Origin of the sequence: Vibrio sp. B7 (genome assembly GCF_963888765.1) — a bacterium.
Taxonomy (GTDB): domain Bacteria; phylum Pseudomonadota; class Gammaproteobacteria; order Enterobacterales; family Vibrionaceae; genus Vibrio; species Vibrio anguillarum.
Genome location: NZ_CAWPKR010000036.1, coordinates 179,799 through 204,603, shown reverse-complemented (window position 1 = coordinate 204,603; position 24,805 = coordinate 179,799). Strand labels below are relative to the sequence as shown.

Annotated in this window: 33 protein-coding genes; 13 read left to right on the top strand and 20 right to left on the bottom strand. The window is 44.6% G+C overall.

Features of this window, described 5'->3' with window-relative positions; genetic code table 11:
- Window positions 1-14: 14 nt before the first annotated feature.
- Window positions 15-1,031, bottom strand: a complete 1,017-nt coding sequence (locus AACV32_RS13310) for a phage major capsid protein, P2 family (protein WP_170895251.1) — start codon at window positions 1,029-1,031, stop codon at window positions 15-17.
- A gap of 2 nt (window positions 1,032-1,033) precedes the next feature.
- Window positions 1,034-1,942, bottom strand: a complete 909-nt coding sequence (locus AACV32_RS13305; RefSeq protein ID WP_170895250.1) for a GPO family capsid scaffolding protein — start codon at window positions 1,940-1,942, stop codon at window positions 1,034-1,036.
- Between the two features lie 170 nt (window positions 1,943-2,112).
- Here AACV32_RS13305 and AACV32_RS13300 point away from each other — a divergent pair, with 170 nt between their 5' ends.
- From AACV32_RS13300 to AACV32_RS13275, 6 genes are all read left to right on the top strand, one after another.
- Window positions 2,113-3,927, top strand: a complete 1,815-nt coding sequence (locus tag AACV32_RS13300) for a terminase large subunit domain-containing protein (RefSeq protein ID WP_170895249.1) — start codon at window positions 2,113-2,115, stop codon at window positions 3,925-3,927.
- On the top strand, window positions 3,924-4,967 hold the full coding sequence (locus tag AACV32_RS13295) for a phage portal protein (RefSeq protein ID WP_249339495.1): 1,044 nt from the start codon (window positions 3,924-3,926) through the stop codon (window positions 4,965-4,967). Before AACV32_RS13300 ends, AACV32_RS13295 begins: the two co-directional genes overlap by 4 nt.
- A 27-nt stretch (window positions 4,968-4,994) precedes the next feature.
- Window positions 4,995-5,372 (top strand): hypothetical protein, encoded by a 378-nt coding sequence (locus AACV32_RS13290; RefSeq protein ID WP_148636128.1) that lies wholly within the window; start codon window positions 4,995-4,997, stop codon window positions 5,370-5,372.
- 23 nt (window positions 5,373-5,395) lie between these two features.
- Window positions 5,396-6,013, top strand: a complete 618-nt coding sequence (locus AACV32_RS13285) for a hypothetical protein (RefSeq protein ID WP_170895247.1) — start codon at window positions 5,396-5,398, stop codon at window positions 6,011-6,013.
- The gene (locus AACV32_RS13280) at window positions 6,013-6,303 is read left to right on the top strand and encodes a hypothetical protein (RefSeq protein WP_170895246.1); all 291 of its coding nucleotides are present in this window, start codon (window positions 6,013-6,015) and stop codon (window positions 6,301-6,303) included. Before AACV32_RS13285 ends, AACV32_RS13280 begins: the two co-directional genes overlap by 1 nt.
- A gap of 90 nt (window positions 6,304-6,393) precedes the next feature.
- Window positions 6,394-6,645 (top strand): ogr/Delta-like zinc finger family protein, encoded by a 252-nt coding sequence (locus AACV32_RS13275; RefSeq protein ID WP_094150695.1) that lies wholly within the window; start codon window positions 6,394-6,396, stop codon window positions 6,643-6,645.
- Between the two features lie 10 nt (window positions 6,646-6,655).
- On the opposite strand, the gene AACV32_RS13270 is transcribed toward AACV32_RS13275, so the two are convergent.
- On the bottom strand, window positions 6,656-6,907 hold the full coding sequence (locus AACV32_RS13270; RefSeq protein WP_094150697.1) for a hypothetical protein: 252 nt from the start codon (window positions 6,905-6,907) through the stop codon (window positions 6,656-6,658).
- Window positions 6,908-7,144: 237 nt separating this feature from the next.
- Between AACV32_RS13270 and AACV32_RS13265 the strand changes: the two genes are divergently transcribed.
- Window positions 7,145-7,477, top strand: coding sequence for a helix-turn-helix domain-containing protein (locus tag AACV32_RS13265; RefSeq protein WP_170895245.1), 333 nt, complete (start codon window positions 7,145-7,147; stop codon window positions 7,475-7,477).
- Window positions 7,478-7,508: 31 nt separating this feature from the next.
- Here AACV32_RS13265 and AACV32_RS13260 read toward each other — a convergent pair whose 3' ends face one another.
- The 14 genes from AACV32_RS13260 to AACV32_RS13195 form a co-directional block, all read right to left on the bottom strand.
- Window positions 7,509-7,901 (bottom strand): hypothetical protein, encoded by a 393-nt coding sequence (locus AACV32_RS13260; protein ID WP_170895244.1) that lies wholly within the window; start codon window positions 7,899-7,901, stop codon window positions 7,509-7,511.
- Window positions 7,901-8,176 (bottom strand): hypothetical protein, encoded by a 276-nt coding sequence (locus tag AACV32_RS13255; RefSeq protein ID WP_170895243.1) that lies wholly within the window; start codon window positions 8,174-8,176, stop codon window positions 7,901-7,903. The genes AACV32_RS13260 and AACV32_RS13255 overlap by 1 nt, the downstream gene beginning before the upstream one ends.
- Before the next feature lie 2 nt (window positions 8,177-8,178).
- Window positions 8,179-8,391: a hypothetical protein gene (locus tag AACV32_RS13250; RefSeq protein ID WP_094149793.1), complete on the bottom strand. Its 213-nt coding sequence runs from the start codon at window positions 8,389-8,391 to the stop codon at window positions 8,179-8,181.
- 12 nt (window positions 8,392-8,403) lie between these two features.
- Entirely contained in the window at window positions 8,404-11,358 is a 2,955-nt protein-coding gene (locus AACV32_RS13245) for a replication endonuclease (RefSeq protein ID WP_170895242.1), read from the bottom strand.
- Entirely contained in the window at window positions 11,355-12,188 is an 834-nt protein-coding gene (locus AACV32_RS13240; RefSeq protein WP_170895241.1) for a DNA adenine methylase, read from the bottom strand. Before AACV32_RS13240 ends, AACV32_RS13245 begins: the two co-directional genes overlap by 4 nt.
- A 100-nt stretch (window positions 12,189-12,288) precedes the next feature.
- Window positions 12,289-12,819, bottom strand: a complete 531-nt coding sequence (locus AACV32_RS13235; RefSeq protein WP_170895240.1) for a DNA methyltransferase — start codon at window positions 12,817-12,819, stop codon at window positions 12,289-12,291.
- Window positions 12,816-12,950 carry a hypothetical protein gene (locus AACV32_RS13230; protein ID WP_272870180.1) on the bottom strand — a complete coding sequence of 45 codons (135 nt, stop codon included), beginning with the start codon at window positions 12,948-12,950 and terminating at the stop codon, window positions 12,816-12,818. The genes AACV32_RS13235 and AACV32_RS13230 overlap by 4 nt, the downstream gene beginning before the upstream one ends.
- A 1-nt stretch (window position 12,951) precedes the next feature.
- A complete protein-coding gene (locus AACV32_RS13225) occupies window positions 12,952-13,224 on the bottom strand; it encodes a hypothetical protein (RefSeq protein ID WP_170895239.1) in 273 nt (90 codons plus the stop codon).
- 1 nt (window position 13,225) lies between these two features.
- Complete coding sequence (locus tag AACV32_RS13220) at window positions 13,226-13,630, bottom strand: hypothetical protein (protein WP_170895238.1); 405 nt, start codon at window positions 13,628-13,630, stop codon at window positions 13,226-13,228.
- Window positions 13,630-13,920, bottom strand: coding sequence for a hypothetical protein (locus AACV32_RS13215; protein WP_170895237.1), 291 nt, complete (start codon window positions 13,918-13,920; stop codon window positions 13,630-13,632). Before AACV32_RS13215 ends, AACV32_RS13220 begins: the two co-directional genes overlap by 1 nt.
- Window positions 13,917-14,543 carry a hypothetical protein gene (locus AACV32_RS13210; protein WP_170895236.1) on the bottom strand — a complete coding sequence of 209 codons (627 nt, stop codon included), beginning with the start codon at window positions 14,541-14,543 and terminating at the stop codon, window positions 13,917-13,919. Before AACV32_RS13210 ends, AACV32_RS13215 begins: the two co-directional genes overlap by 4 nt.
- A gap of 109 nt (window positions 14,544-14,652) precedes the next feature.
- Window positions 14,653-14,937: a hypothetical protein gene (locus tag AACV32_RS13205; RefSeq protein WP_170895235.1), complete on the bottom strand. Its 285-nt coding sequence runs from the start codon at window positions 14,935-14,937 to the stop codon at window positions 14,653-14,655.
- Between the two features lie 11 nt (window positions 14,938-14,948).
- The gene (locus tag AACV32_RS13200; RefSeq protein ID WP_170895234.1) at window positions 14,949-15,491 is read right to left on the bottom strand and encodes a phage regulatory CII family protein; all 543 of its coding nucleotides are present in this window, start codon (window positions 15,489-15,491) and stop codon (window positions 14,949-14,951) included.
- Window positions 15,492-15,605: 114 nt separating this feature from the next.
- Window positions 15,606-15,806: a Rha family transcriptional regulator gene (locus AACV32_RS13195; RefSeq protein ID WP_094149797.1), complete on the bottom strand. Its 201-nt coding sequence runs from the start codon at window positions 15,804-15,806 to the stop codon at window positions 15,606-15,608.
- Window positions 15,807-15,964: 158 nt separating this feature from the next.
- Here AACV32_RS13195 and AACV32_RS13190 point away from each other — a divergent pair, with 158 nt between their 5' ends.
- The 6 genes from AACV32_RS13190 to AACV32_RS13165 all read left to right on the top strand — a co-directional run bounded on the left by AACV32_RS13190 (window position 15,965) and on the right by AACV32_RS13165 (window position 20,966).
- On the top strand, window positions 15,965-16,618 hold the full coding sequence (locus AACV32_RS13190) for a phage repressor protein CI (protein WP_170895233.1): 654 nt from the start codon (window positions 15,965-15,967) through the stop codon (window positions 16,616-16,618).
- 24 nt (window positions 16,619-16,642) lie between these two features.
- Entirely contained in the window at window positions 16,643-17,542 is a 900-nt protein-coding gene (locus AACV32_RS13185; RefSeq protein WP_094151804.1) for an NAD-dependent DNA ligase, read from the top strand.
- Between the two features lie 9 nt (window positions 17,543-17,551).
- Entirely contained in the window at window positions 17,552-18,031 is a 480-nt protein-coding gene (locus AACV32_RS13180; RefSeq protein ID WP_170895232.1) for a hypothetical protein, read from the top strand.
- An 11-nt stretch (window positions 18,032-18,042) separates the two neighbouring features.
- Window positions 18,043-19,119, top strand: coding sequence for a phage integrase (locus AACV32_RS13175; RefSeq protein WP_170895231.1), 1,077 nt, complete (start codon window positions 18,043-18,045; stop codon window positions 19,117-19,119).
- 153 nt (window positions 19,120-19,272) lie between these two features.
- Window positions 19,273-19,908 carry a hypothetical protein gene (locus tag AACV32_RS13170; protein WP_026029124.1) on the top strand — a complete coding sequence of 212 codons (636 nt, stop codon included), beginning with the start codon at window positions 19,273-19,275 and terminating at the stop codon, window positions 19,906-19,908.
- A gap of 266 nt (window positions 19,909-20,174) precedes the next feature.
- Complete coding sequence (locus AACV32_RS13165) at window positions 20,175-20,966, top strand: EAL domain-containing protein (protein ID WP_013867855.1); 792 nt, start codon at window positions 20,175-20,177, stop codon at window positions 20,964-20,966.
- A 117-nt stretch (window positions 20,967-21,083) separates the two neighbouring features.
- Here the strand turns inward: AACV32_RS13165 and AACV32_RS13160 are convergent, their stop codons facing one another.
- The 3 genes from AACV32_RS13160 to AACV32_RS13150 are packed head-to-tail and all read right to left on the bottom strand — an operon-like array spanning window position 21,084 to window position 24,798.
- Window positions 21,084-22,676: an ABC transporter ATP-binding protein gene (locus tag AACV32_RS13160; protein WP_013867856.1), complete on the bottom strand. Its 1,593-nt coding sequence runs from the start codon at window positions 22,674-22,676 to the stop codon at window positions 21,084-21,086.
- A complete protein-coding gene (locus AACV32_RS13155; protein WP_017046433.1) occupies window positions 22,673-23,716 on the bottom strand; it encodes an ABC transporter permease in 1,044 nt (347 codons plus the stop codon). The genes AACV32_RS13160 and AACV32_RS13155 overlap by 4 nt, the downstream gene beginning before the upstream one ends.
- Entirely contained in the window at window positions 23,713-24,798 is a 1,086-nt protein-coding gene (locus AACV32_RS13150; protein ID WP_017049590.1) for a microcin C ABC transporter permease YejB, read from the bottom strand. The genes AACV32_RS13155 and AACV32_RS13150 overlap by 4 nt, the downstream gene beginning before the upstream one ends.
- Window positions 24,799-24,805 lie beyond the last annotated feature (7 nt).

Sequence of the window (24,805 nt, the reverse complement as noted above, 5' to 3'; positions counted from 1 at the left end):
GTTCAATCACCTTTCTAGGCTGCGGGTGCTTCGGCGATAGTGACCGATTCGATAGCCGCGAACTTATCTAAATCACCCACGGCATAACCTTCCATGCGTAAGTAGGAGTTTTCGAATTGCTTGCGGTCTTCTTCGTTCTTCGCTTTGCGCCACTGGGTGCCTTTTTGCGTAAGCACTTGCAGGTTTTTCAAGCTTGTTACCCACATTGCATCGGCTGGGAAGAATGGCGGCGTGTACGCTGTCATACCTGCGATTGATTTCGCCAACTGCTGGGCGGCTTTGTGCTCGGTCGGTTTATCAGCCGCTTGTAGTAAGCGGTGCTGTTCGAACGTCACTAAGTCGGTACCCACAATGACGACCAAATCAGGTGATGATTGATGCACTTCGTGGATCACGTTGCGTTTTAAGTCGTTCGCTAGTGCATCCAAGTTTTTGTAAGAACCTGCAGTGGCTCCGGTTGGGTCGAGAATGGCAGAGGCAAGTACTTGCTCGGCTTTTTTCTCTTTTGCGAGTTTTAGCCAACCTTTGTTGACATCTTGGCCGAGTGGGTTTGCTTCTGGGTCGGTAGTTTCGGCAATTGAAGTGCCGTTGAAGCCAATTTTTAATACGTCTAACGCGACGTTACGCGTCATGGCGGCGTTCATTAGCTTGGTGAACTCGCCCACGTTGCCGGAGTTCGCCCACTGGGTGAGTAGTTCCCACGTAATGGTTGCGCACGAGTCGGTTTCTGCTAGCTGGTAAGTGTTGCCACCGATGCCTAACGCAGCTCGGAAGCGTTCACCTTTTTTACGACCAGTCAGTAGTTTGCCTGTGCCGACATCAACGACTTGGCCTTGAATTTGGTCTACCGACAGCATGGAGATCATTTTCAAGAATGAATCTGATTCCATAATCGCTTGACGTAGCTTGGTTTCGATAGGTGGCGCAATAGAGAATTTATTGGTTACGTCCACACCTTCGACAGCGGCAGCTTTAGCAACGGCAAAGCTATATAGCTGTAAGAATTTAACGGCTTGATTACTTAGGCTCATTATTACAATGCCTCCACTGTTAGGTCGCCTGCGCCTTCTTCTGCCGGACGTTGGCCACCCGTTTCACCAGATAACGCGTTGAATTTGGTTTCCAGTTCACCGAATTTCTGATCAAAGCCGTTGAATTTTTCAGTGAGATCACCAAGCGGTTTTAGTTGCTTGGTCAGCTCTGCGCTGAATAGCTTCATCGGGTCTTGTTCTTCTGGTGTTTCTGGCTCTTTCGGTTGCAGTTTTAGCGCAGAGAATTTGGTTTCAATCTCATTGCCAATTTCTATTTTTAGATTGCTAAAATATTCTTTCAGCAAGGCTTTTAGTTCGTCGGTCACTTCTGTGTCCCCTTGTTCCGGTTCTGGTGTTTGCTCTGGCGAGCTTGCGCCAGATTGGAAAAAGTTTTTGCACATGGCGAAGAATTTAGAAAAGTCATGCGGTTGATTTGTGTAAAAACCGCTTAGGTCGATTTCTTCTAAAGCGTCCGCTTGTAAGGCGGTTTCTTCACCTTTGCGGCGTGAGAATTTGAGTTGCGTTGTACCTGTGGATGCTGGGGAGTCAGTCGCAGCTAGGCCCATTAAATAACACCGCCCCTCGCCCTTGTAATCGGGATCTGGTTCTATCGAGGTAAAGAGCTTTTGCCCTTCTTTGTTTGCATCAAGCAGGTACTGGTTGGCGGTAATTTTGGCGAATAGGCGTAATTTGTCGTCTAACACTTCGGCTTTTAGTTCTTCAACTACGCCCCAGTTCTTACCTTCAAACGGAGCCCATGAACTACGCCAGTGTTCAGGCCAAACAAGTGCGGTGTATTCGTCTTTTGAATACAGCGCGGCCATGTCGTTTATCCATGGCTTGGTAATTTTGCGGCCGTCTATGGTGCTGCCTTCGGTGGCGATGACAACCCAATCACTGGTTTTTGGCATAGTTATTGGTACCCGTTTTTGCGTTATTACTTCGATTTGTGGCAAACATACGCCTTTGATTTCGTGCTTTCAGCTTGTTTAGTTCGGGTGAATTCGGATATGAGCAAAACTGGAATTTCGAGGAATTTTGGTAGGCGAATCATGGGGTTTTGGCGGCGTATTATTCGGGCATGGCATACTCCCCTGAAATACGACAAGCCGCCCGAGCCCTTTATTTAAAGGCTTGGACGCCAAGCGAAATCGCTACTGAATTGAAGCTAGGTAATGAACGAATTGTTTATTATTGGGCTGATAAATTCGGTTGGCGCGATATGTTGCGCGAACAAACGGTTGATGAAGCTATTTCAAACCGTATTCAAACGCTGCTTGAACTTCAAGAGCCCACCAAGAACCAGCTTGATATGCTGGATAGGCTTATCGGCCACCATGCGAAGCTGAAGAAACAGCGCGCACTTGAAAAGCAGCAAGGTGATCAACCGTTAAATAATGAAAGTGGTAAGCCCGATTCTAGCCGTGGTAAACAAAACGGCCATTCGCACGGCAATAGTGGTAAAGGTTCTGGCCACAATGGCAAACTTCCTGAAAAGCGTGGTAAGAAACAGAAGAATGATGTTAGCGAACTAACGGAAGAATGCTTCAAGCTTTGGCATGATTCGCTGTTTAAATATCAAATTGTGATGCGTGAAAACTTGCATCAGCGTATTCGTAATATTCTTAAATCTCGCCAGATTGGTGCTACTTATTACTTTAGCGGTGAAGCGTTAGAAAACGCGATTCTCACTGGCGATAATCAAATATTCCTTTCGGCTTCTCGCGCTCAAGCGGAAGTGTTCCGGCGCTACATTATTGCGATAGCGAAAGAGTTTTTAGACCTGGAGTTATCCGGCAACCCGATCACCCTATCGAATGGTGCTGAACTGCATTTCCTTTCTACTAATGGCAAAACAGCGCAGAGTTACCACGGCCATGTGTACGTTGATGAATATTTCTGGATAGGCAAGTTTGATGAGTTGAATAAAGTTGCTTCGGCGATGGCGACTCATAAGAAATGGCGTAAGACGTACTTTTCTACCCCTTCGACCAAAATGCACCAAGCCTACCCGTTTTGGACGGGTGATAAATGGCGCGGTGGCAAAGATACCCGCAAGAATATTGAATTCCCCACGTTTGAAGAGTACCGCGACGGTGGCCGTTTATGCCCAGATAGGCAATGGCGCTATGTGGTTACGATTGTGGATGCGGCGAACGGCGGCTGTGAGCTGTTTGATATTGATGAACTGCGCGAAGAGTACAGCGAAACCGACTTCGATAACTTGTTTATGTGCGTGTTCGTTGACGGTGCAAGTTCTATCTTCCAGTTCAACAAGATCACCAAATGCATGGTGGATGTGGCGCACTGGCAGGACTTCGACCCACGCAAGGCGCGACCATTTGGCAACCGCGAGGTGTGGCTAGGCTATGACCCTTCTCGGTCACGCGATAATGCTGTGTTGATGGTGGTTGCACCGCCGATTTTGGAAGGTGAAAAGTTCCGTGTGCTTGAGAAACATTCTTGGCGCGGCTTGAGCTTTCAACACCAAGCGAGCGAAATAAGCAAAGTGTTTAAGCGTTACAACGTTACTTATTTAGGTATTGATGTAACGGGCATTGGTGCAGGGGTTTATGACCTGCTGCATAAAAAGCACCCACGCGAGGCGGTGGCGATTCATTATTCCAATGAAAACAAAAACCGCCTTGTAATGAAAATGATTGATGTAATTGACGGTGAGCGTTTGCAGTTTGATGCCGAATATAAAGAAACGGCAATGGCTTTCATGGCGATTAAGCGCATGTCGACTAATAGCGGCAATATGATGACGTTCAAAGCCGACCGAAGTGAACTGGTTGGCCATGCGGATGACTTCTGGGCGCTTTCGCATGCGTTGGTGAACGAGCCGCTTGATTACAACAACCCCACTAAATCGACATGGCAGATGGCAGCATGACCGAACAAAACACGACACACCACGTAATCAATAAAGAAGACGGCGAAAAGTCTTCCATGGTTGAGTTTTCCGCTATTCCTGAATCTGTCGATAGCAGCAATTGGATGACTCAATATTGTGAGCTGATGTACAACGATGGCGACAACTATTGGGAGCCGCCCATTTCTTTAAAGGGCTTGGCTGACATTGCGAATGCTAACGCTTATCAAGGTTCTATTTTGAAAGCGCGCGCCAATTATGTTTCTGCACGGCTTATCAGTGGCGGCAATATTGCCGATCACTTAATGAATCGGGCATGTTGGGATTACTTCGGTTTTGGTATGTGTGCCTTTTTGATTTTACGCAATGGCTTTAAACAGCCGATTGGTTTGCACCCGTTACCCATGATGCACATGCGCAAGCGCAAGAACGGCGACTTTGTGCAGTTGTTACGCGACTACGAGTTTAAAGACTATCGCGCGGAAGATGTTATTTTCATTAGTCAATACGACCCACAGCAGCAAGTTTATGGTTTACCGGATTACCTAGGCAGCTTGCAAAGCAGTTTATTGAATAAAGACGCAACGATGTTTAGGCGCGCGTACTACAAGAACGGCGCACACATGGGTTATATCTTCTATTCGACTGACCCGAACTTAAGCGCAGATGATGAACAAGCGATTAAAGATGCGATGCGTAATTCACGCGGCCCCGGTAACTTTCGCAGCATGTATGTGAACATCCCCAATGGTAAAGAGAAAGGCATTCAGTTGATTCCTGTCGGTGACATTGCGACTAAAGATGAGTTTGAGCGCATCAAGAATATTACTGCGCAGGATATTTTTATTGGCAATCGCTTTCCCAACGGACAAGGCGGCATGACAACACAAGTGGGCGCAAATGTGCCTGACCCAATGAAGGTGAGCACGGTTTACGATAAATGCGAAGTGGTACCCGTTTGTAAGCTGTTTATGAAGGCGGTAAACGAGCACCCAGAAATCAGCAAGTACAAGCATTTGCACTTGAATTTTGATTTAACGATTGGTTACGACGCGGCTTAATTTTTAGCAATGAACGGAGATAGTGTAATGAACTTGGTTAATTCTTCTAATGGTCAATCTCGGGTGGTTTCTCATGGCTTATCTAAAGCGTTTGAGACAACTATCCCGATCACTGAACTGACGGAAAAGAAATATATTTTTTGTCAGCATGGCAGCAATGGCCGTGTATTTTTGGTTCCCAAGCTAAACGGCGTACCTGTTGCGGCCACTGGCGGCGTGGTTGTTACGGCTCGGCTTGGTGGTGTTGATGAAGCCATTCCCAGCGGTGAAGTTGATTTAGCACAATGCTTTCCCGCAGCTTATGAGAAACCACGTTGGGGTGGCCTTGCTTCCCACGTTGGCGTAATTGCGGCGGGTGAAATTACGGGCGCGGATGAGATTACGTTTATTGTGGAGCGTTACTAATGCGTGATTTTCCTGATGATGAGGTGATCACTGCGGTTGGCGCATCTTCTGGTTTGCGTGGTTTCCCTTTTGATGAGAGCTTGTATTTAAAGCCAAGGTTCGCCCCGTTTTTTGATGGTTTAGCGCAATATGTTCAGTTGAGCGAAGCTATTGTTATTCCGTCGAACGTTGATTTTTATATTGAAGTTAAAATGAGTGGCCTTTCGAATAATTCTTATCAATCTATTTTTTCTGGGCCGACGATCGATAACTTCTATCGAACTTTACCAGGTGGAGAAGGCATTCAATCTTATGCGGGTTCTTATGCTATCACTTGGTCAACATCCGACTTTGACGCTTCCAAAACTCAAACTTACGCTTTGCGCAGAGTTAATAATGTTTTGTCCATAGTCATTGACGGCGAATCAAAATCAAGCCGAAGCAACTCAACTCAACAAGTTGTTTTCGATCGCTTGATGCGAGCTTGGACAACTTCTTCGTACTCTTCAGGAACCCTCGATCACTTTAAGGTTTCTATTGGTGGCACTTTAACGAACTTGATTGAGTTCAACCAAAAAAACCAAGCGGTTCAAGTGCCATCGGTTGGCTCGATAAGCGCGATGATAATAAATCACACGGATGCGATGTGGAGGAACGTCTAATGCTTTATCAGATTTATGCGTATTTAACTGATGCGAGTTGGCATCAATTTGCTCAGCCTCTTTTCCCTGATGCGATTGATGTTGCGGGTTATCGTCTTTGTGTTTTCACTAACCGCGATACGCCTTTTTTGAAAACCTTCGCTTCTGAGCATGGTTTTATTGCTCAGCGGCTTAGTGTTGAGCAGACGATTAAAGCGATGGAAGGCGAAGAGGCTGGCCCGTTCGTGTGCGACTTGGAGATCGCCAAGGCAATCAAGCAACATTTTGAGCCAGATATTCAGAATTATTAATGCTCACATAACACTCTTGCGGAAACTGTACAAAAACACAGCTTATTGACGTATTATTACTGAGTCAGTCAATTAGCTAGGTTTTTGTTTATGCGCGTAATATGCCCAGAGTGCGGATGTAAAAGCCGTATCCACAAGTCGAATAGAATCACCGATAGCCATGCGGATTTATATTGTTCATGCAGTGACCCGGAATGCGGCCATTCTTTTGTTATGAACCTTTCCTACAGCCACACGCTTAGCCCTTCTGCTAAGACAACAAGCCAACTTGCGTTTACTTTGATGAAAGCCTTGCCACCGGAACAGCGGCAAGAACTCAAGCAGCAACTTTCTATGTTGTAGCTTTTTGCTATTACACTTTAAACACTGGGCTTTGTGATTCTGCGGCCATCTCCATAATACTGGTGATGGCCGTTAGCTTTTCTGGTGTGATGGTTCCTTTGCTGTCGGCGATGATTAAGCCTGTTAAATAGGCTCCTGCTTTTTTTGTTGCTTCCGTTGCTTCGCTTACCGACATAGCGTCGATCACTAATTCTAATGCTGCAAGATGTATGCTTTTTTTCTGCGTTATCTTTGCAGCACTAATGGTTTCTAGTTCAGCCATTTAGCCTCCAACCTGACGTGATATACTGTATATTAATACAGTACTTTTTTAGTAACAAATTTATTTATGTGATTTATCGCCTATACTGAACATGGCGATTTGTATCTAGCCGGGGCGAACTATAAATATTCTAATGCTTTGGTATTGCGATCTGCTTCAACGTTCATTTCAACCTAACCTTAGTTGGCATTTATACCGTACATAACCGCCATATGTGGCGATTACGCAGGGGATTTTATGCCAAAACAAACCCGCCAAATTGACCCTATCATGTTGTTTTTTATTCAAGAACGACTGAGACAGCGCAAAACGCAGCGTGTTTTAAGCCGCCTTTCGGGTATTGATTACCGTATGCTTCAACGCCTTGAGCAAGGTGAACGGGTTGTGGATATTGTGCAGATTCGGCGGCTATGTGATGCGCTGAATATTCCGCTTTCTCATCTTTCTTTGTATGAAGGTTATTCAAGTGATGAGCAGGCAATGATTCGGTCATTACCTGCTGAGATTCGTGATCAGCTGTTGAGCTTGGTTGGCGCGATAAGTAAGGAACTGGATAAGCTGAGTGTGTGATAAAACCCACCGAGCGGTGGGTTTTGGGTTGTTACTTGACCGACTCACGCAGGCACTTCACTGACTCAACATTGCTCAAATCTGCAATGTACAAACTCCATCTTTTATGCAACGAAAAACTCATAGATATGCTTCTTGCTCTATTACTCATATCACCGGACGTGATAACAATTGAATGACCGCTATAACCCGCTGTCATTTGCCCTTCTGTTGAACGGAAATCAATTCTCTTACAACAACTACTCAACCCTCTTAAATTGATTCCTGAGTACTCACTAAACATATTTTTTAATACCCAGACATCGACGAATGGCAAGTTCTCTTTATCTAGTATTACATGTAATTTTTCATCTTCTCCGATACTGACAAAGAAAGTCACGATGAATTCCATCGCGTTAACTAGGCTCTTCATTGATTTTTCCATCACATCACCTCTTCCACTTCATAAACTTCAACATTGAGCCAGTGCTGAATGTTTTTGTTTTCATTGAGTACCCAATGCCATTTGGGCTCGGCTAGGTGTTTGGGTAGTTTGATGACTTTTTTTGTTGCGCCATCATTGGCGACTACTTTCTTTGGCTTTTCTAACACGGTAAAGCTGAAGTTCACTTCGTCGAACGTGACGGTTTCACCGTCTAGGTCTTCAAATGAATAAGCCGCTTGATGTGCGTGGTATGTTTTTCCGGTGGTTAGTTGCATGGTTATTTCCCTATTTTGGTTAATACACTGAACATCGCCGCGGCTTGCATTTTTACGGCCATGCTGTTTTCTATCCGTGAAGTGAGGTTTTTTAATACCAATAATTTTTCGAAATCGCTTAGCTCTGCACTCGCGGCGAACGCTTCAAACTTTTCTTCTAACTGACTTGAAACCACATCAACGGTTTCTTGGTCTATTTCATGGTTTTGTTTCATATTTTTAAGCTCCTACGCTAATGGCCAGTCTTCTATCATTTCTTTGTACTCACTCCAGCTTGTTGCGGCAGGAACGTCGTGGGCAAAGATAGATAAATCCGGTTGTGGGTAATCATCATCTTCCGTCAGTTGAATAACTTCCGGCTCTGGCTCGGCTTTCTCGCCTAGCCAACTCAAATCAGGCTTAAATTCATTGCGGTATACAATTTGGTCAGGCCGTCTTTCGCCATCGCCAATGTGCAGCTTGACGCTTTTCTCTTCCGTTACCCTTAACCAGCGCCCTTTCAACAGGTTTTGCCTGAAACTTTCGGTTAAATCATGCTCATTTATTAACCGACTTATTTCATATTCAACTAACGGGCTTAACTCTATATCGTGATCACTATTAACCTGTTCGCTTTGGGGCCGCGTACAGTTATTGACAGAACTCCGAGAGGCGGCAGAGCCGCCAGAAAGAGCAAGAGCCCCCGCTTCAGCTTGGTTTGTCTCATTTGGCTTCAGGCGTTTGCGGCTGATTTTCCACGTGTTTGGGTTCTCAGTTGGTTTGAAAACTTCATACTCTTTTTCAATGCGAGTTTTAGTGGTGGGCTTTTTGGTGATAGTCCAATTCTTAACGCGGGTTTTTACCATCACGCCGGAAGCGTCGAACCCTTCTAGCTTGCGCACGGTTTCGCCATGTGGTGAGGCAAACGGCAACTCTAAATAAACGTTCTTCACTGTTAAGTCTTTGCGCGGCACAAACGGGCCACCTTGGCCCATGATGTAACCTTGAAAATCCCCTTTGTCGGCGGCTTCCATGGCAGCTACGGCGCTGCCGTTTTGGTTCTCTAAACTCGGTTGATAGTTTTCGCTTAGCATCACGAACAGGCGCTTTGCATCAAAACGCTTTTTATCTTTCAATAGAGCATCTGGAATGGGCGGGCCGACAAACTTCTTGTTTGGCTTGCGCTCCATTTCTTTGTAGATCTCTAACATTTCGTCACGCGATAGCTGAGTCAGGTAATCCATAAAGCTGGATTTATCTAAATTGGCGTAGCGGCGCAGCTCGCGGTAAGTCGTCACTGGCGCACCGCCGAAGAACTGGAACTGGCGAATAGCCCAGCGTGATTTCCACGCACAGACGTTTTTCGCCATGTCTTTCACGCTTTTGCCCGTTTCATCTGAAACGAGATCATCCATTGCGTAACCATCAATATTTTTAGCAATGTATTTGGCGATATAGCCTGTGGCTGTGCCTTGGCTTGGGTCGATGAATTTCACATCACAACGGGCTTTGTAATTGATGTTCAGTGACGTGACTTGGTTTTGCATCGTCGCCACTTTGACTTGCTCGGGTATTTCAATTTCTGGGCGCAGGTCAGCCAGCGCGCATGGGTAATGCTTGGCATAAAGTTTGGTCGGCACCTTGAAGCGGTTGGCCTTTTCGATTCTTTCTTGATACGACAGCACGTAGCTTTGCGCGCTGTAGTTAACCGGGTAATAAAGCTCGGCTTTGTCGAATAGCTCCATCGCTTCGGCTTTTACTGCATAACGAATGAAGATGTCGGAAACTCTTAGCGCGTCTTGCGGCCTTACCCACAACAACAAATGCCAGTGCGGTGTGCCGTCATGGTGTGGCTCGGCCACGCGCAGGCCAAACCAACGAATTTCCTCACGCCCAAGTTTTGCGCGAATGCGTTGCCATACGTTGTTTAAGTAGTCTTGGGTTTGCTTTGGGCTTGCACCGTTCCAGTGGCTAATAAAACCACCGTTTTGATAATTGTTGTGGTATTTGCCCGGCGCGGTGAGCGTAAGGAACATGCCTTGCAGGTTGAGCAAGTTACCGATGTCTTCATAGCCACGGCAGCGCGCCATCAATTCATGGCGCAGAATGGCAGGGTTAGAAATGCTTTTTAGTACCATGCCCATGAGTTCGGCTTCTTCGCCTGTTTCTTCTTCAAACAGCATGCCGTTTTTGATGAATTCCCAATTCTTCTCTTTTTGCTCTTTGTGTTCGCGCAGACAATCCCACGAGCAGTAAGCCGATGCACGTTTAGACACTTGCCCCATAGCAATGGCAAGGTGTTCACGCATGATTTTACGCACACGCACTAAGCGATTGAGTATCCACTTTTCATCGCTCATTTTTAGAATGTCGGTCGTGGCTGATAGTGGAGTTTGCTTCTTGTATTTGCGCGCTGGCTTAATGCCAAGCGATCGCACGAACTGGGCAAGCAGTTCGTAAACGATGATTAATGCGGCGTCCACTTCTTCACCCGTTTCTTGTTGATGCTGTTCCATGATCACGCTTTTCTTTTTGTTGATGATGCAGGAAAGCTTGAATGCCATGTCTTTGAGCTCGTCACGCTCAAGCTCTGCAATGATGCGCTCTTTGCTTGGCTTGGCGTTTTGTTCGATACGGTCAAAATCAAAGCCGATTTGCTTTGGTTGCGGCTGTTGAAAATCGCTTTGCTCAAGGTCGTTTTCTTCACTGAGCAAAGTGATTTTGTGTGTGGTGGGCAGTTGGCTGTATTGGGCCAGCACTAAGCGAACGCGCGCTCGTGCGGGTTCCATCTTTTCACGTAGGAAGGTGTTAGCTTCGCGGTTGCCCTCTTTTTTGAAGATGGCAAGGTAGCGGTTAACGAAGTATTTGGTTAAATAATCTGGCAGGTCAGCAAAGTAGCTTCTGTACCATTCAAAATCTTGCTTGTTGGCTTCGTAGAGTTTGCGCTCGATAACGCTGAGGTTTTCTGGCTCTTTGTTGAAGCTAAGCGGCTGCGCGATATGAATGGATTGTGCCGGGGCGTTTTTGTTGCGCGACCATTCAAGAAAGAGTTGGTTTGCTCTTTCTTGTTCATATTCGCTTATTTCAAGTGCGCGAAGTTCGTCGACATCAACGTCTTGATACCAAGAAATCAGGCGCTCACTTTGGGTTAACCCTTTTTCGTGATCGCGCCTGCTTTTTTTGGTGGCGTAGGTGGTGGTCAAAATGGTATCTCGTCATTCAGTGCTTGTTGACACGATGGCGAAATCCATAAGCATTCGACACGCTTACCAGTTCCGCGACCAGCAGAAATTCGAGCGCTCTTTTCTTCTTTTCGCCAACTGGCCAGATAATCGTTATAAAGCTCAGAGTCATAACCTGAAATGATGACCATTCCTTTAAGCTCAAGAGTCGATTTCAATAATGATTCGTGATCTTGAGCGGTCATTTCATGCTGGTAATATCGATTGCCTTTGACTCTGCTTTCTGGCACATATGGCGGATCGAGATATTGAAGAGTTTCTTCACCGTCATGCTTCCTCATGACCTCGATAGCTGGCTTATGCTCGACAAGCACCGATTGAAGTCTCTTGCACACTAATGAGAGATTGTCTGGATATCTTTGCCATAAATGCATTGCAGTGGCGTATTGACGCTTAGTATCAGTTCTGAACCCAGTAGTACCACCTGTCGCTGCAGCAGAGCCGAAGCCCATAGTTGCACGGACAACCATCCGGCGCGCTTTTTCTAATGGCTCATCACACGGCTCGAATGCCAACTCAAAATCCTTTCGAGAATATGGAGTCAATGCACATAACTCTCTTAGCTGCAGGTTTTGTTCTGGGCAGCGAAGAACCTTGAACAGATTAACTACATCATCATCGAGATCGTTATACACCTCGGCATATGACTGCGGCTTCTGAATTAAAACTCCTGCAGCTCCACCGAAAGGTTCTACATAGCACTTATGCTTAGGGAAGTGAGAAATAACCCAAGGAGCAAGGCGGAATTTAGCGCCGTGATAGCGCATTATTGGAGATGTAATTTTGGTCATGCTGCCTCCTCACGCTTTTGATTAACTGGCATGCCGCAGCTTGGGCAGGTGGTGTCGCTTTCTTTGATCACCGATGGGCAGTGTGGGCATAGGGTTTCTTTCATACTTCCCCCGAAATGATGTGACTTAAAGCTTGCGGAATGTTGAAACGGTTTCCGTAATCCCAAATGAACCATGAGTATTCGCAGGAATCTGAACGCCCCCTAACAAAGCGTGGTCTTGGGATAATGATTGGCGTTTTATTTGGGAACCCCACTTCAGCCCAAAACGGAACCCTTTTTATTGAACCCAAAAAGTTAACGCGCTGTAGGTATGCCATTGTTCCGTTCGGTGCTAACTCACTTAAGCTTTTGCGAATAAACTCTTCTGTCAGTGAAAATGGTGGATTAGTGATGATCACATCTTGCTTACCGAAATCAGTGGTTAGGTAATCAACGCCCATTTCTATTTCTGCGTATGATTTTTGTGATAGTGGTAAATCAACCTTTTCGAAGATCGCCCCTGTCCCATAACATGGCTCTAGAAACGTATCGGTTTCACGAAGGGTTAACTTTGCTAGTAATGCGTCAACCACCTCTGTCGGTGTTGGATACAATTCACTAGGCTCCACTTTTCCGTTTGTTGAGCTCATTTTTTCTGTTCCTTCGATAATTGACGACAAACCACACAAACGTTGAAACCGTGCTTGTCTTTTTCAACAAGCAGGTCATTAACGACGCGGTGGCAGTGACGGCAAATACAGTGCGTGGCTTGGTTGCTCATATCAGCTATTCTCCAACTCACGACCACAAAAAGGACAGTAAGAACAAAGCATTCTTACTGAATCTTTCGTGAGGTTTTTGGCTGGGGTTTTATCCTTTTTCATCTGTCGATATTCGATATTGATTTGTGGATTTACCGGAACACGATCACCCGAAAAGAAAAACGAATACCCTTCCCACGCTACTTTTAAATCCGTTGCGCCATCAGGCAGTTGTGCGATTACTCGCTCTTTAATTCTTTCTAGATTCTCGTCAAAACAGTTACATTTGCTCATATCACATTGCCTCTAAGGTTGGGTGGCCGTGGATGGGTTCGCAGTCGCGCCACCACATTTGCATTGATGCGTGTTGGCTTGTGCTGCGGTTGCAGGCGGAAACAAAGAAAAGGGCGCGGATTGCGCCTAGGGCTTGGTGTGACATATCGCTGTCTGTGGATTGGTTGAAAACAACAATCCAAAAGCACCACCAAGCGGTGATGAAGTCTTCAAGGCATAAGCCTTGTTTTGTGCCGTTAACGCTAACGAGCATGGCGCGCGTTGAATCAAGTTCGAGCATTGGCCCTTGGCTTGATTCGATAACGTTAAACACACGAAAGAACTGTTCTATTTTGCGAGTAGTGAACCCTTCATGACGCAAGATCACTTCCAGTTCTTCTTTGTGAACCGTGATGATGTTAGCCATTATTCGGCCTCCACAACGAAAGGCCCGTCTGTAACAATCAGTCCACCTTCGTCATCAAAAATGAAAGAAAGACCTTCGTACAAAACACCCGCTTCAGAAAAAAACAAATCTGCAAACTCATCAGACTTGGAGGCTTTTGAATGCAATAGATTAGATAATTCACCTAATACGGCGCTTTCTTCTCGCATAGCTTCTGAATGCTGATCGGTTAGCTCTTGGCGTTTTTGACGTGCGTTTTTCACATCGTCTAATAACTGCTTCACTGGCTTGGATACGGTTATCTTGCTCATGCTCCCACCTCAGCTTTTGCTTCAGAGGCTTCACGCGCTTCTATGATGAGTTCAGTTAATTGGCTTTCGATGTAAAGGAGTTTTTTAAGTGGGTTAGGTTCGATGTTTAAAAAGACGTGTTCATCTAATAGCCTTTCTTTTTTCGACTCTTTATCACTCCAGACTGTACTAACATCAAACGCAGAAACATCGAACGAGTTCGAACTGCCATCAAAAGCAGTAAACACTTGGATCACATCCGTATTCGCCATAGCCAGTACGTTGATGGCGTGGATAACATCGTAGATATCGCGGTTTTTCATTGCGTTCAGCGTGTTCTCAGCCATATTTTCAGCACTGCGATCATAAAAGCCGATTAGGTTTCCACGGTGATATACCGCCTCAGGCATTTTAAGACCCGCCGTTTCTAACCTGCCTATTAAATCGTGTATTCTTTCCTCTTCCTCAACACTCATTTCATAGCTTGCGCTGTGATTTGGCCAGAGAACCTTTGGTACTAAACTAGACATTGCAAACGCAATTTTGCGGTTTTCAGTTAGGGTGATTTCTTGAATTAACTTCGTTTGTTCAAGTAACGCTTTAATTTCTTTGCGTACTTCAATCGCTTGCTCTAATTCACTCATTTTCAAAGCTCCTACGCTTATCGATGTAAAAAAAGCCCTCCCTCAATCCGAAGAAATCGAGAGGGCAAAGACGCCTTGGCTAGGCTTGGGTATTTCGTTTAAAACTGGGTTACGACCAACGGTCTAAAATGCGCTGCGCTTTCATATCTAGGCGGTTGATTTCTTGCGCGATGAGCGATCGCTTCATTTGCGTTGTGTCTTCGCTGTTGGCTTTTTCGATCAGCTCTGCGCGTTTTTTGCGTAATGGTTCAAGCAGTTTTTCGCGCAGCTCTCCACGAACGCGCTGTAGGCAAGCTAGCCCCTTTTGCTTTTGCGTAGCGTTCAGGCTGTGGTGCGGCATGTCCGGGCAAGGTTGGTGACATGCGGTTTCAAAGTTTTGGATTGCAACTGACATGGTGGTTTCTCCTATGCTAAGCCGGGGATGGCTGCACCGTTCATCACGAAATCAACACCCATGCTGAGCAAAGGTGATACGCCTGTGGTGCGTTTTTCTAAATCGGATATCAACAAAACGAGGTTGCCAAGCGCCGCTTGGGCGGTGGCTAAGGTTTTGCGTTTTTGGCTGCGCGGGTAGCGGTGTTCGTGGCTAAGTGCTAACACGCTGCCAGAAAGTTGGCCCGTAAGGTTCGAGTGTTCAAGGATGCGTTCAACAAGGCTTTTCGCTTGTTCTTCCACGGGTACCGATGCCGTTACCACGCCCAAATCACCCAGCAAGGTGTTTAGGATGCTGTAATCACCCGACTCTTTGCACAGCAAAGCCAGTTCTACAGGGTTGAGTACGTGCGGTTGCTCTGGGTTGAGCTTGTTCCGCAACATGGTTCCGCTTTTTATGCCAATGCGTTTGGCGAGCGATTCCATGTTGTGGTTAACGGCGAAATCACAACAAACAGCGTTGTAAGATTGCTGTTTGCGTTCACGTAATTCGCACATGGTTGTGTTTGCGTCCATGTTCGACAATCTCCTAAGCGAAGAACGGCGGCACGAAAATGACGACAAGTGCGAACACGTGTAGCCATTTCGGGCAGTGGGTTTTAGTGGGTACAAGGGAAGAAAGGCGCATGGTTAAACCTGTTGTAGCGCGGCTTCTTCAGCCCACTTAACCATGTTGACCAACACTAAACGTTGGGTGCCTTGTTTTTCGCGGATAGGGATGTCGCCGTCAGACAACAACTTATCGAAAGTGCGTGGTTTAATGCCTGTGCGGCGTAGAAACTCTGCTTTTGTGACGTATGCAGCATCAACTGCTATCTGTACGCTTGCCATGGTGATATCCTTAACGGTTGAATTAGAGCGGTTCTTTGCGAGAAACGGCGCTTTAATGTTGAACACACAAGGATTATTGATCACGATTGAGTTCAAATCAAACTCAAAACAGAACAATTTGAATTTATTTGTGATCAGATTCAAAAAGACAGGGCTATATGGACGCAAAAAAACCAATTCTTCCATACGAATATTTGAAGGGTAATGAATTCGTTGAGAAGCTGAAGGACGTTTTAAACTGTAGATCTCATCAGGAACTTGCGGATATTCTCAACGTACCTAAATCTACGTTTAGCACATGGAGCAAACACGACCGGACCTCACATGAGCTCATGGTTAGACTTCATTTGAAACTTGGAATACCGATTAAAGAACTTGCTTTGAGTTCAGACGACACAAGCGAACTTGGTGCGGTTGGTGATTTACGCGCAAGCTATAGCATTCCAAGCAGTTCCTCTTTTTTAAACCCGCAGCATTCAACTGTGATTCTAAAAAGCTTTTGCCTTTCAAATGGTCAGCTTTTGGATACAGGCGAAATCCCCTATGCGGTGCGCATCTTCAACAGTTGGAACCTTGATTCGTTAACCACGATAGAAATCGAAACGAACGATGGCCGCTTTCTTGTAGATAAAAATCAGAATGATGCGGTAAGTGGTGAATACCTAATTGATATGAATGGCCGAATGTCGATCAACCATATTCAAAGGCTTCCTAATAAACTCGCCGTTGTGTTCGGCAATGCCACCGTAGAAGTGGCAGAGGAAGATATAAAAGTCATTGGCCGCGTAGCCGTGACATTAAAGAAAAACTAATTATTAACTTGGCTAGGTGAATATATGACGGACTCACACTTATTGGACGAACATGGTCAACCCAGATTTTTTGGCTTTAACAATAAACGCAATAAAGAAAAAGCATTGAAAGCGCTTCAAGGAATTCTTTCAGGCGTTAGTGCCGATAGGGTTTTAAATAGTACTGAAGTACTTTTCTTAGATACTTGGCTGCGCACCGACTCCCCTATTAAAAACGATGGTGACTTTCTCGATTTAAGAGATTTAATTGAGGATATATTAGAAGACGGTGTCATTGAACCTGATGAATTAGAAGACCTACACAATTTGATTAATGATGTTCTGACTTATGGTTTCAAGGATGGCTTGCAAACTGACGGAATGATTAATCAACTTCTTGGCTTCTTACAAGGCTTAACGGCTGACGACACTCTCAATGATAAGGAAATATTAGCCCTCAAACGACTGATTGAATCGAATGATGATGTTATATCTTCTTGGCCCGGCGATGTCATTCATGAGCGTTTAATTCAGGTACTTGAAGATGGCATCATTGACGATCAAGAAAAGCAAGAATTGCTAGTCATGTTTAAATCTATCTGCGGTCAACAATTTACTGATTCTGGCTGTGCTGAATGTTTCGCTACAGATTACTTTTCTGATGATATTGAGCTTGAATCGGTTAATGGCTTACGTGTTTGTTTTACTGGTAAGTTTTTTTCTGGCAATAGAAAACATATCGAAAGCCAAGCTAAAACTAACGGTGTATTAGTCTGCTCTGGTGTCAATAGAGATTTGGATATTCTTGTTATTGGTTCTATGGCAAGCAGAGACTGGATTCACACTAGTCACGGCAGAAAAATTGAATCAGTAATTAATAATCGCCGCACTGGTTTTAAAACACATATTGTCACTGAAAAAGCTTGGCTTTCGCTTATTTGCTAGGGGTTCTACATGCAATACAAATTTATCTTATTACTATCTTCGGCGTTTTTATTTGGATGCGGCGATAACAATTCCACACCTGACTTTAAGGTAAACGCTACTACTGCGACTAATTTTCCTTATACGTTAAAAAATCAGCCTGCTGTATCAGTAGCCATAAAACAGGATGGAGATAACTTTTGTGAAGTTACTCTATTTAGAAACAATGTCCGCGAGGGCTATTCCGCTACGCTTTCTCAAAAAAGCTCTGGCGAACTCAGTTCTAGTTGCTATTGGAAAGGCGCATATTTCACTCAATCATCTAAACATCCGACAATTGCTCAAATTACGGTTGAATCTCTAGATGAAAAGACACAAACAGCGGTACTTAAAACAACGCTAAAACTAGTGAACAACAAAACCTTGAAAGACTACTTTGAATTGAAAGATATTCAATTTTCTATTTCAGGCGATCAGTATGTGAACTTAACAACCATGCCAAGCAATTAACGATTCACATAATGTCAGTTCGCAACTTAAAAGACGGCAGCAAAAAACCTTGGCTTTGTGAGTGCTACCCACAAGGCCGCAATGGTAAACGCGTTCGTAAACGCTTCGCCACTAAAGGTGAAGCGAATGCTTATGAAAACTTTGTGATGCGCGAAGTGGATGATAAGCCGTGGATGGGTGGAAAAGCTGACCGCCGCAGTTTGTTAGATATGATTGATTTGTGGCAAGAACGCCACGGCCAATCATTGGCGAACGCCAAGCAAACCTATAACCGCTTGATGGTTATCTGCAATGGTTTGGGTGACCCATTTTATTCTAAACTAACCGCGAATATGTTTACTGAATACCGCAGTAAACGCATTGCCGGGGAAGTTGCGGATTTAAATGGCAAGAAAACAGCGGTTTCATTTAGTACATGCAATCACGAACAAGCCATTTTCAATTCTATGATCAGTGAACTGCAAAGTATGGGGGAATGGAAAGGTGAAAACCCGCTGGCAAATGTTCGACAGTTCAAGCTGCATGAAACTGAAATGGATTTTTTATCGATTGATGAAATTCAAAGTTTGATTGCAGCAGCAGAAAACCATTCACACCCTGACTTACACAAGTTCATTAAGTTATGTTTAGCAACTGGCGGCAGGTTCAGAGAAGTAGCGCGCTTAACGGGTTCACAAATCAATAGCTATGACGCATTCCATAATAATGGTGATGCGATTAAAAAGCACACGGTGACGTTTACGCAAACAAAGGGCAAGAAAAATAGAACAGTTCCGATCGGCAAGGAAGAGTTTGAACTGATTTACACTGGCGACCATGGCCCCTTATTCAGTATCAGCTATGCCACGGTTCAACGCTTCATTGCAGCTCAAGTGCCAAGGCTAAACCGCCAAGCCGCGCACGTTCTTCGCCACACTTATGCTTCATACTTCATGATGAACCGAGGCAATATTATTACGTTACAACGCATCTTAGGTCACAGTGATATTAAGTTAACCATGCGCTATTCGCACCTATCACCTGACCACTTAGAAGAGGCAGTAAACAAAAGCCCAATAGCCATGCTACGCAACAAAAATGGCGACTAACCGCCGCCAAAAAGTGGCGACAAAATGGCGGCGCATTTTATTTATATGTGCGAATATATGCGGATATTTGCAGTTTGATGTTTTTTAACTCATTGAATTAAAGCCACCAAGCCAAGCAAGGCAAGGTTTCAAAGGTATCGGAGAAAATACGAATTGTTACTGGACATACTCACGCAAAGCGTCAACGAATTTCAAGCTGACTGCCTAAAACTTTGTGAAAAGCACTACCCCACCATACACAACCAAGGAATGAGTGAACATCACTTAGGACTGGCTTTTGCTCGCAGGTTGGCTCGTACACTCAGTGAATTTGGGCACCCATGCCACTATTCTGTTATTGAATCAATCCCTCAGCGAGACATGCCACACCATTACAGAGTGAGCAGTGATGCCGGAACGGTATGGATCCTGACTCACCATATGGTCAGTGCAGGTAAAACCTGTCGAGAAAAGTTGATGCAAGACATTGCGCAGTGGAAATATGAGTACGCTTACGCGATTCAACCGAATGATTTACTGTTATTACTGACCGATCACTGGATCAGTCGTAGCCAAAAAAGTCGCGAGTTACTTCATTGGTGGACAGGGCAATTACCCGATGAAATAGATCAATACCTCGCACAAGGTATCACACTGTATGAAAGTGACTCATTGCTAACTCAATCTTTAGAGAACCGTTTTCAAATTAGCCCTTGTTATATTAAATTTAGCCATCCTTTAAAACGCTCTAAAAACCAGCAACTAGTCCGAAAGTACATTCAATTATATGCCGTATTACAATGGGCGTAACGTAAACAAACCGCCCTCATTTTCTTCCAAGTTCTAGATTTTATATTACCCTCTTCATTGGGCTAGCACACACTCAATCAATTGAACCTGCCACATCACATTCACTAAATAATTCAATATTTGTGACGCTGTTTTGACAACCCACAAATTTTCATCTTAGCCAAAGGTACAATTGACAAAGGTCAAGGTGAGTCAATAATATAGCATGGCATATTGGCGCTCGGATGCTTCAAGCAAAAATTAATGATTAGGATGTCGAAAATTGTATGCTTTTAACTAACAAAACTCAGTTTTCAAAATGCATGTCTCTGGATTCCGATGGCCAGTTTATTGCTCATTACCAGCATCTTGTGCTGCGAAGCGTTTTCCAGCCGATATTCTCGCGGGATAACCGTATTGTGGGCGTTGAAGCCCTAGTGAGAATAACCGCCAATGGCAGCACGACCATTCGCCCCGATTGTTTTTTCCATTCCGACACTATTAATCCCATCGACAAACTTAACGTAGAAAGACTCAGCCGAGTTATCCACATCCGAAACTATGCCCTTTCCGAATATCGTCAATGCCAATTATTTCTAAATTTACTGCCTGTCGCGGGTGAATTGTTTGCCATCAGCGACATCAACAAAGCATTGCTATGCGATCGCCTCAAAGAACTGCATATAGAACATAATCAACTGGTCATGGAATTGATTGAAATCGATTCAGAAAATGAAAGCAAGCTGCAATGCGCAACGCAAAGTCTGGCTGCAAATGGTTTTAAAATTGCCATTGATGATTTTGGTACTCAAGCCTCAACACCACAACGGGTTAATTTGGTGACGCCTGATATCATCAAATTTGATCGAAGCTTATTACTCAAATATATGCAAGGTGATTGTGACCCACTTATGGATGGCATTACCCTTGCGAAACAGAATGGTTCCAATACCGTTGTAGAAGGCATCGAAACCCAAGCGCAACTCGAAGCAATGCAAAAACTCGATATTGATATGTTTCAAGGCTATTTTTTAGCCATGCCGGAAGCGATAGTACCAGCCATTAAGATGGCCATTTAATCGCGATATTCTTTACATTCGCGATAGCGCCCCAACTTTACCGCTACTTTCAATATTCACTCACTGTTTTCCTAGCGACAACATCACGTTATTTAACTGTATGACATAGCGTGATGTTTAATAAGAAAAGGAAATAAGCTCTTGGGTATAAGGGTGCTGAGGATTGAGAAACAGCTGTTGCGTTTCCCCTTGCTCAACGACTTCACCCTGTTTCATCACCATAGTGTAATGGCATAATGATTTCACCACATGTAAATCATGGCTAATGAACAAGTACGTTAACCCATATTTTTGTTGCAGCGATTTAAGCAAATCCAACACTTGCGCTTGAATCGTACGATCTAAAGAAGAAGTTGGTTCATCAAGTAAAATGAACTCAGGTTTAAGCACCAATGCCCGAGCAATCGCGATACGTTGTCGTTGCCCACCAGAAAACTCATTGGGATAACGGTATCGAGTGGCCGGGTCGAGTTCAACTTCTCGCATCACATCACAAATCATTCGTTCAACAGTTTGTCGATCATAACGGCTATGAACCTCTAACCCTTCACCAATAATCTGCGCCACCGACATTCTCGGATTCAGTGCTGAAAATGGATCTTGAAAAACGACTTGCATCTTGCTGCGATAAGGTAACATAGCTTTCCTATCTAACCCTTGCAGCTCATTATTGTCGTAACAAATCGAGCCTTCCGAATGGACTAATTTTAGTATCGCCATACCAGTGGTCGATTTACCCGAACCGCTCTCGCCAACAATTCCTAATGAATGTCCTCTTTTAAGCTTAAACTGCATGTCGGTGACAGCTTTAATATGCGAGACCGTGCGCTTGAATAAGCCGCCAGTGATGGGAAACCAGACTTTGAGATGCTGAAGCTGCACTAGAATTGGGTTGTCAGGGTTTACGTCAACGGGCAAACCTCGAGGATCGGATTCAATCAATTTTTTGGTATAAGAGTGAGAGGGTGATGAGAACAGCGTTTTGGCATCATTGACCTCGATCACTTGCCCATTTTGCATCACTGCAACGCGATCAGCGATACGCTTAACAATACTGAGATCATGAGTAATGAACAACATGGCCATACCCAGTTCTTGTTGCAGGTTTTTAAGTAGATCTAATATTTGCGCCTGCACAGAAACATCAAGCGCAGTGGTCGGCTCATCAGCAATCAGTAATTCAGGCTCATTGATCAAAGCCATCGCAATCATGACTCGCTGGCGTTCTCCCCCAGAAAGTTCATGTGGATAAGCATTAATCTTAATTTCTGGCGATCGAATACCCACTTTTTCTAACCATGCAATGGCCAACTGACGTGCTTTGCTGCTTTTTAGTCCTCGATGAATCTCCACAACTTCGATTAACTGTTTACCAACTTTGTGCAGAGGGTTGAGTGAGACCATTGGCTCTTGGAAAATCATACCAATCCGCCCACCTCGTATACCTCTTAATTGCCTCTCGCTACAGTTCAACGTATTGATACCATCAAAAAAGATCTCCCCTTGCAAATAGTGGGCAGCACTTTTCGGTAACAACTTCAAAATGGCATTCGCCGTCACTGATTTACCAGAACCACTTTCCCCCACCAGAGCTAAGGTTTCCCCTGCGGAGAGAGAAAGTGACACTGCTTTAATCACAGGTTCAACATTGTCTTTTTGACCAAACCCGACCGAAAGATTTTGGATAGAGAGTACGGTTTTACTCATCATCTTCTCCCTGTCGAATGCGGGTCAAAAGCATCGCGTACCGCTTCGCCGATAAAGACCAATAATGTCAGCATTAACGAGAGCACCACAAATGCTGAAATACCTAACCATGGAGCTTGTAAATTGGCTTTCCCTTGCGCCAATAATTCGCCCAAAGAGGGCGAGCCGACTGGCAAGCCAAAACCGAGAAAATCTAAGGATGTTAAAGTCGTAACTGAGCCTGAAAGAATAAAGGGCATCATGGTTAAAGAAGCCACCATCGCGTTAGGTAGCATGTGGCGAAGCATAATGCGGCGATCACTCACACCCATCGCTTGCGCAGCCCGCACATAATCAAAATTACGACAGCGTAAAAACTCCGCTCTCACCACGCCCACTAAACTCATCCAACTAAAAAGCACCATAATACCAAGCAACCACCAAAAATTCGGTTCGACGAAACTCGATAAAATGATCAGCAGAAAAAGCGTTGGCATCCCTGACCAAACTTCAATAAAACGTTGCCCAAGTAAATCAAGCCAACCGCCATAATAACCTTGAGTGGCACCAACGATAACGCCTATCACTGACGAGACGAGTGTTAATACAAAGCCAAACAAAACCGAAATACGAAACCCGTAAATAATACGAGCCAGCACATCGCGCCCTTTATCATCAGTACCAAGCCAGTTCACTGAATCTGGTGCTGACGGCACTGCATTATTGATATTAAAGTTGATGGTGTCGTAACTAAATGGGATCAATGGCCAAACAATAAAGCCTTTTTGTTCAATCAGATCGATGACGTAAGGATCGGTATAATCCGCTTCGGTTTCAAACTCACCACCAAAACGAGTTTCTGCATATTGTTGAAAGGTGGGGAAAAACCACTGCTGATCGTACTCAACCAAAAGGGGTTTATCATTTGCAATCAGCTCAGCAAATAGGCTCACCACAAATAAAAGCGTAAACAACCATAGTGAATAAAAACCGCGCCGATTGGACTTAAAACCGTGCCAGCGCAATACGTTTAATGGGTTGGACAGCCTTTTTTTTACCATCATGAACGAGCCTCAAAGTCGATTCGAGGATCAACCCAAATATAGGTCAAATCGGAAATGATGCTGAGGACTAATCCAAGTAACGTCATGATGTATAAAGAACTAAACACTACAGGATAATCCCGTTGAATGGTCGATTCAAAACCAAGTAGCCCTATACCTTCCAGTGAAAACATCACTTCAATCAGCATCGAACCGGTGAAAAATATGCTGATAAAAGCACTCGGAAAACCGGCAATAATAATCAGCATCGCATTACGAAAAACGTGCTGATAAAGAATACGTCCTTCATCCAGTCCTTTTGCTCGAGCCGTCACCACATACTGTTTGTTGATCTCATCAAGAAATGAGTTTTTCGTTAGCATACTCAAAGTGGCAAACCCGCCGATCACCATTGCAAAGATGGGCAAAGCCAAATGCCAAAAATAGTTGCCAATTTGTTGATACCAAGTCAGATCAGCAAAATTATTTGATACTAAACCACGCAGTGGGAACCAACTGAAATAATTTCCGCTGGCAAAAATAATGATCAAAATGATCGCAAATAAGAAGCCAGGAATGGCGTAACCTATAATGACCACCGCGCTTGACCATACATCAAACCTTGAACCGTGGTGAATGGCTTTTAAAATACCGAGAGGAATGGAGATAAGGTAGATGATCAGCGTACTCCACAGCCCTAAAGAGATCGAAACGGGTAAACGCTCAGTGATCAAATCAATAACATTGCCCCCTTTGAATAAGCTGTCACCAAAATTAAAGGTTGCGTAATTTTTTAGCATTTCAAAATAACGGACATGAAGAGGCTTATCGAAACCAAACTGTTTTTTTATCGCTTCGACTACCTCGGGATCTAAACCTCGGGAACCTTTATATCCTCCAGTGTTAACCGACAGCGACATATCCACCTCTTGGCCGCCTCCAGTAAATCGCTCCATAATTCCGTCACCATGCCCTTCCATTTGTGCAATCGCTTGCTCAACTGGGCCTCCGGGGGCAATTTGGATGATAAAAAAATTAATGGTAATAATCGCCCACAGCGTGGGCACAACGAGCAGCAATCGGCGGAAAATATAAGCAGTCATTGCATCC

Excerpts from the sequence above, each read along its gene's own strand:
- AACV32_RS13310 (WP_170895251.1), bottom strand. The coding sequence starts at position 1,031 with ATGAGCCTAAGTAATCAAGCCGTTAAATTCTTACAGCTATATAGCTTT.
- AACV32_RS13305 (WP_170895250.1), bottom strand. The coding sequence starts at position 1,942 with ATGCCAAAAACCAGTGATTGGGTTGTCATCGCCACCGAAGGCAGCACC.
- AACV32_RS13300 (WP_170895249.1), top strand. The coding sequence starts at position 2,113 with ATGGCATACTCCCCTGAAATACGACAAGCCGCCCGAGCCCTTTATTTA.
- AACV32_RS13295 (WP_249339495.1), top strand. The coding sequence starts at position 3,924 with ATGACCGAACAAAACACGACACACCACGTAATCAATAAAGAAGACGGC.
- AACV32_RS13290 (WP_148636128.1), top strand. The coding sequence starts at position 4,995 with ATGAACTTGGTTAATTCTTCTAATGGTCAATCTCGGGTGGTTTCTCAT.
- AACV32_RS13280 (WP_170895246.1), top strand. The coding sequence starts at position 6,013 with ATGCTTTATCAGATTTATGCGTATTTAACTGATGCGAGTTGGCATCAA.
- AACV32_RS13275 (WP_094150695.1), top strand. The coding sequence starts at position 6,394 with ATGCGCGTAATATGCCCAGAGTGCGGATGTAAAAGCCGTATCCACAAG.
- AACV32_RS13270 (WP_094150697.1), bottom strand. The coding sequence starts at position 6,907 with ATGGCTGAACTAGAAACCATTAGTGCTGCAAAGATAACGCAGAAAAAA.
- AACV32_RS13265 (WP_170895245.1), top strand. The coding sequence starts at position 7,145 with ATGCCAAAACAAACCCGCCAAATTGACCCTATCATGTTGTTTTTTATT.
- AACV32_RS13260 (WP_170895244.1), bottom strand. The coding sequence starts at position 7,901 with ATGGAAAAATCAATGAAGAGCCTAGTTAACGCGATGGAATTCATCGTG.
- AACV32_RS13255 (WP_170895243.1), bottom strand. The coding sequence starts at position 8,176 with ATGCAACTAACCACCGGAAAAACATACCACGCACATCAAGCGGCTTAT.
- AACV32_RS13250 (WP_094149793.1), bottom strand. The coding sequence starts at position 8,391 with ATGAAACAAAACCATGAAATAGACCAAGAAACCGTTGATGTGGTTTCA.
- AACV32_RS13240 (WP_170895241.1), bottom strand. The coding sequence starts at position 12,188 with ATGACCAAAATTACATCTCCAATAATGCGCTATCACGGCGCTAAATTC.
- AACV32_RS13235 (WP_170895240.1), bottom strand. The coding sequence starts at position 12,819 with ATGAGCTCAACAAACGGAAAAGTGGAGCCTAGTGAATTGTATCCAACA.
- AACV32_RS13230 (WP_272870180.1), bottom strand. The coding sequence starts at position 12,950 with ATGAGCAACCAAGCCACGCACTGTATTTGCCGTCACTGCCACCGCGTC.
- AACV32_RS13225 (WP_170895239.1), bottom strand. The coding sequence starts at position 13,224 with ATGAGCAAATGTAACTGTTTTGACGAGAATCTAGAAAGAATTAAAGAG.
- AACV32_RS13220 (WP_170895238.1), bottom strand. The coding sequence starts at position 13,630 with ATGGCTAACATCATCACGGTTCACAAAGAAGAACTGGAAGTGATCTTG.
- AACV32_RS13215 (WP_170895237.1), bottom strand. The coding sequence starts at position 13,920 with ATGAGCAAGATAACCGTATCCAAGCCAGTGAAGCAGTTATTAGACGAT.
- AACV32_RS13210 (WP_170895236.1), bottom strand. The coding sequence starts at position 14,543 with ATGAGTGAATTAGAGCAAGCGATTGAAGTACGCAAAGAAATTAAAGCG.
- AACV32_RS13205 (WP_170895235.1), bottom strand. The coding sequence starts at position 14,937 with ATGTCAGTTGCAATCCAAAACTTTGAAACCGCATGTCACCAACCTTGC.
- AACV32_RS13200 (WP_170895234.1), bottom strand. The coding sequence starts at position 15,491 with ATGGACGCAAACACAACCATGTGCGAATTACGTGAACGCAAACAGCAA.
- AACV32_RS13195 (WP_094149797.1), bottom strand. The coding sequence starts at position 15,806 with ATGGCAAGCGTACAGATAGCAGTTGATGCTGCATACGTCACAAAAGCA.
- AACV32_RS13190 (WP_170895233.1), top strand. The coding sequence starts at position 15,965 with ATGGACGCAAAAAAACCAATTCTTCCATACGAATATTTGAAGGGTAAT.
- AACV32_RS13185 (WP_094151804.1), top strand. The coding sequence starts at position 16,643 with ATGACGGACTCACACTTATTGGACGAACATGGTCAACCCAGATTTTTT.
- AACV32_RS13180 (WP_170895232.1), top strand. The coding sequence starts at position 17,552 with ATGCAATACAAATTTATCTTATTACTATCTTCGGCGTTTTTATTTGGA.
- AACV32_RS13175 (WP_170895231.1), top strand. The coding sequence starts at position 18,043 with ATGTCAGTTCGCAACTTAAAAGACGGCAGCAAAAAACCTTGGCTTTGT.
- AACV32_RS13165 (WP_013867855.1), top strand. The coding sequence starts at position 20,175 with ATGCTTTTAACTAACAAAACTCAGTTTTCAAAATGCATGTCTCTGGAT.
- AACV32_RS13160 (WP_013867856.1), bottom strand. The coding sequence starts at position 22,676 with ATGATGAGTAAAACCGTACTCTCTATCCAAAATCTTTCGGTCGGGTTT.
- AACV32_RS13155 (WP_017046433.1), bottom strand. The coding sequence starts at position 23,716 with ATGATGGTAAAAAAAAGGCTGTCCAACCCATTAAACGTATTGCGCTGG.
- AACV32_RS13150 (WP_017049590.1), bottom strand. The coding sequence starts at position 24,798 with ATGACTGCTTATATTTTCCGCCGATTGCTGCTCGTTGTGCCCACGCTG.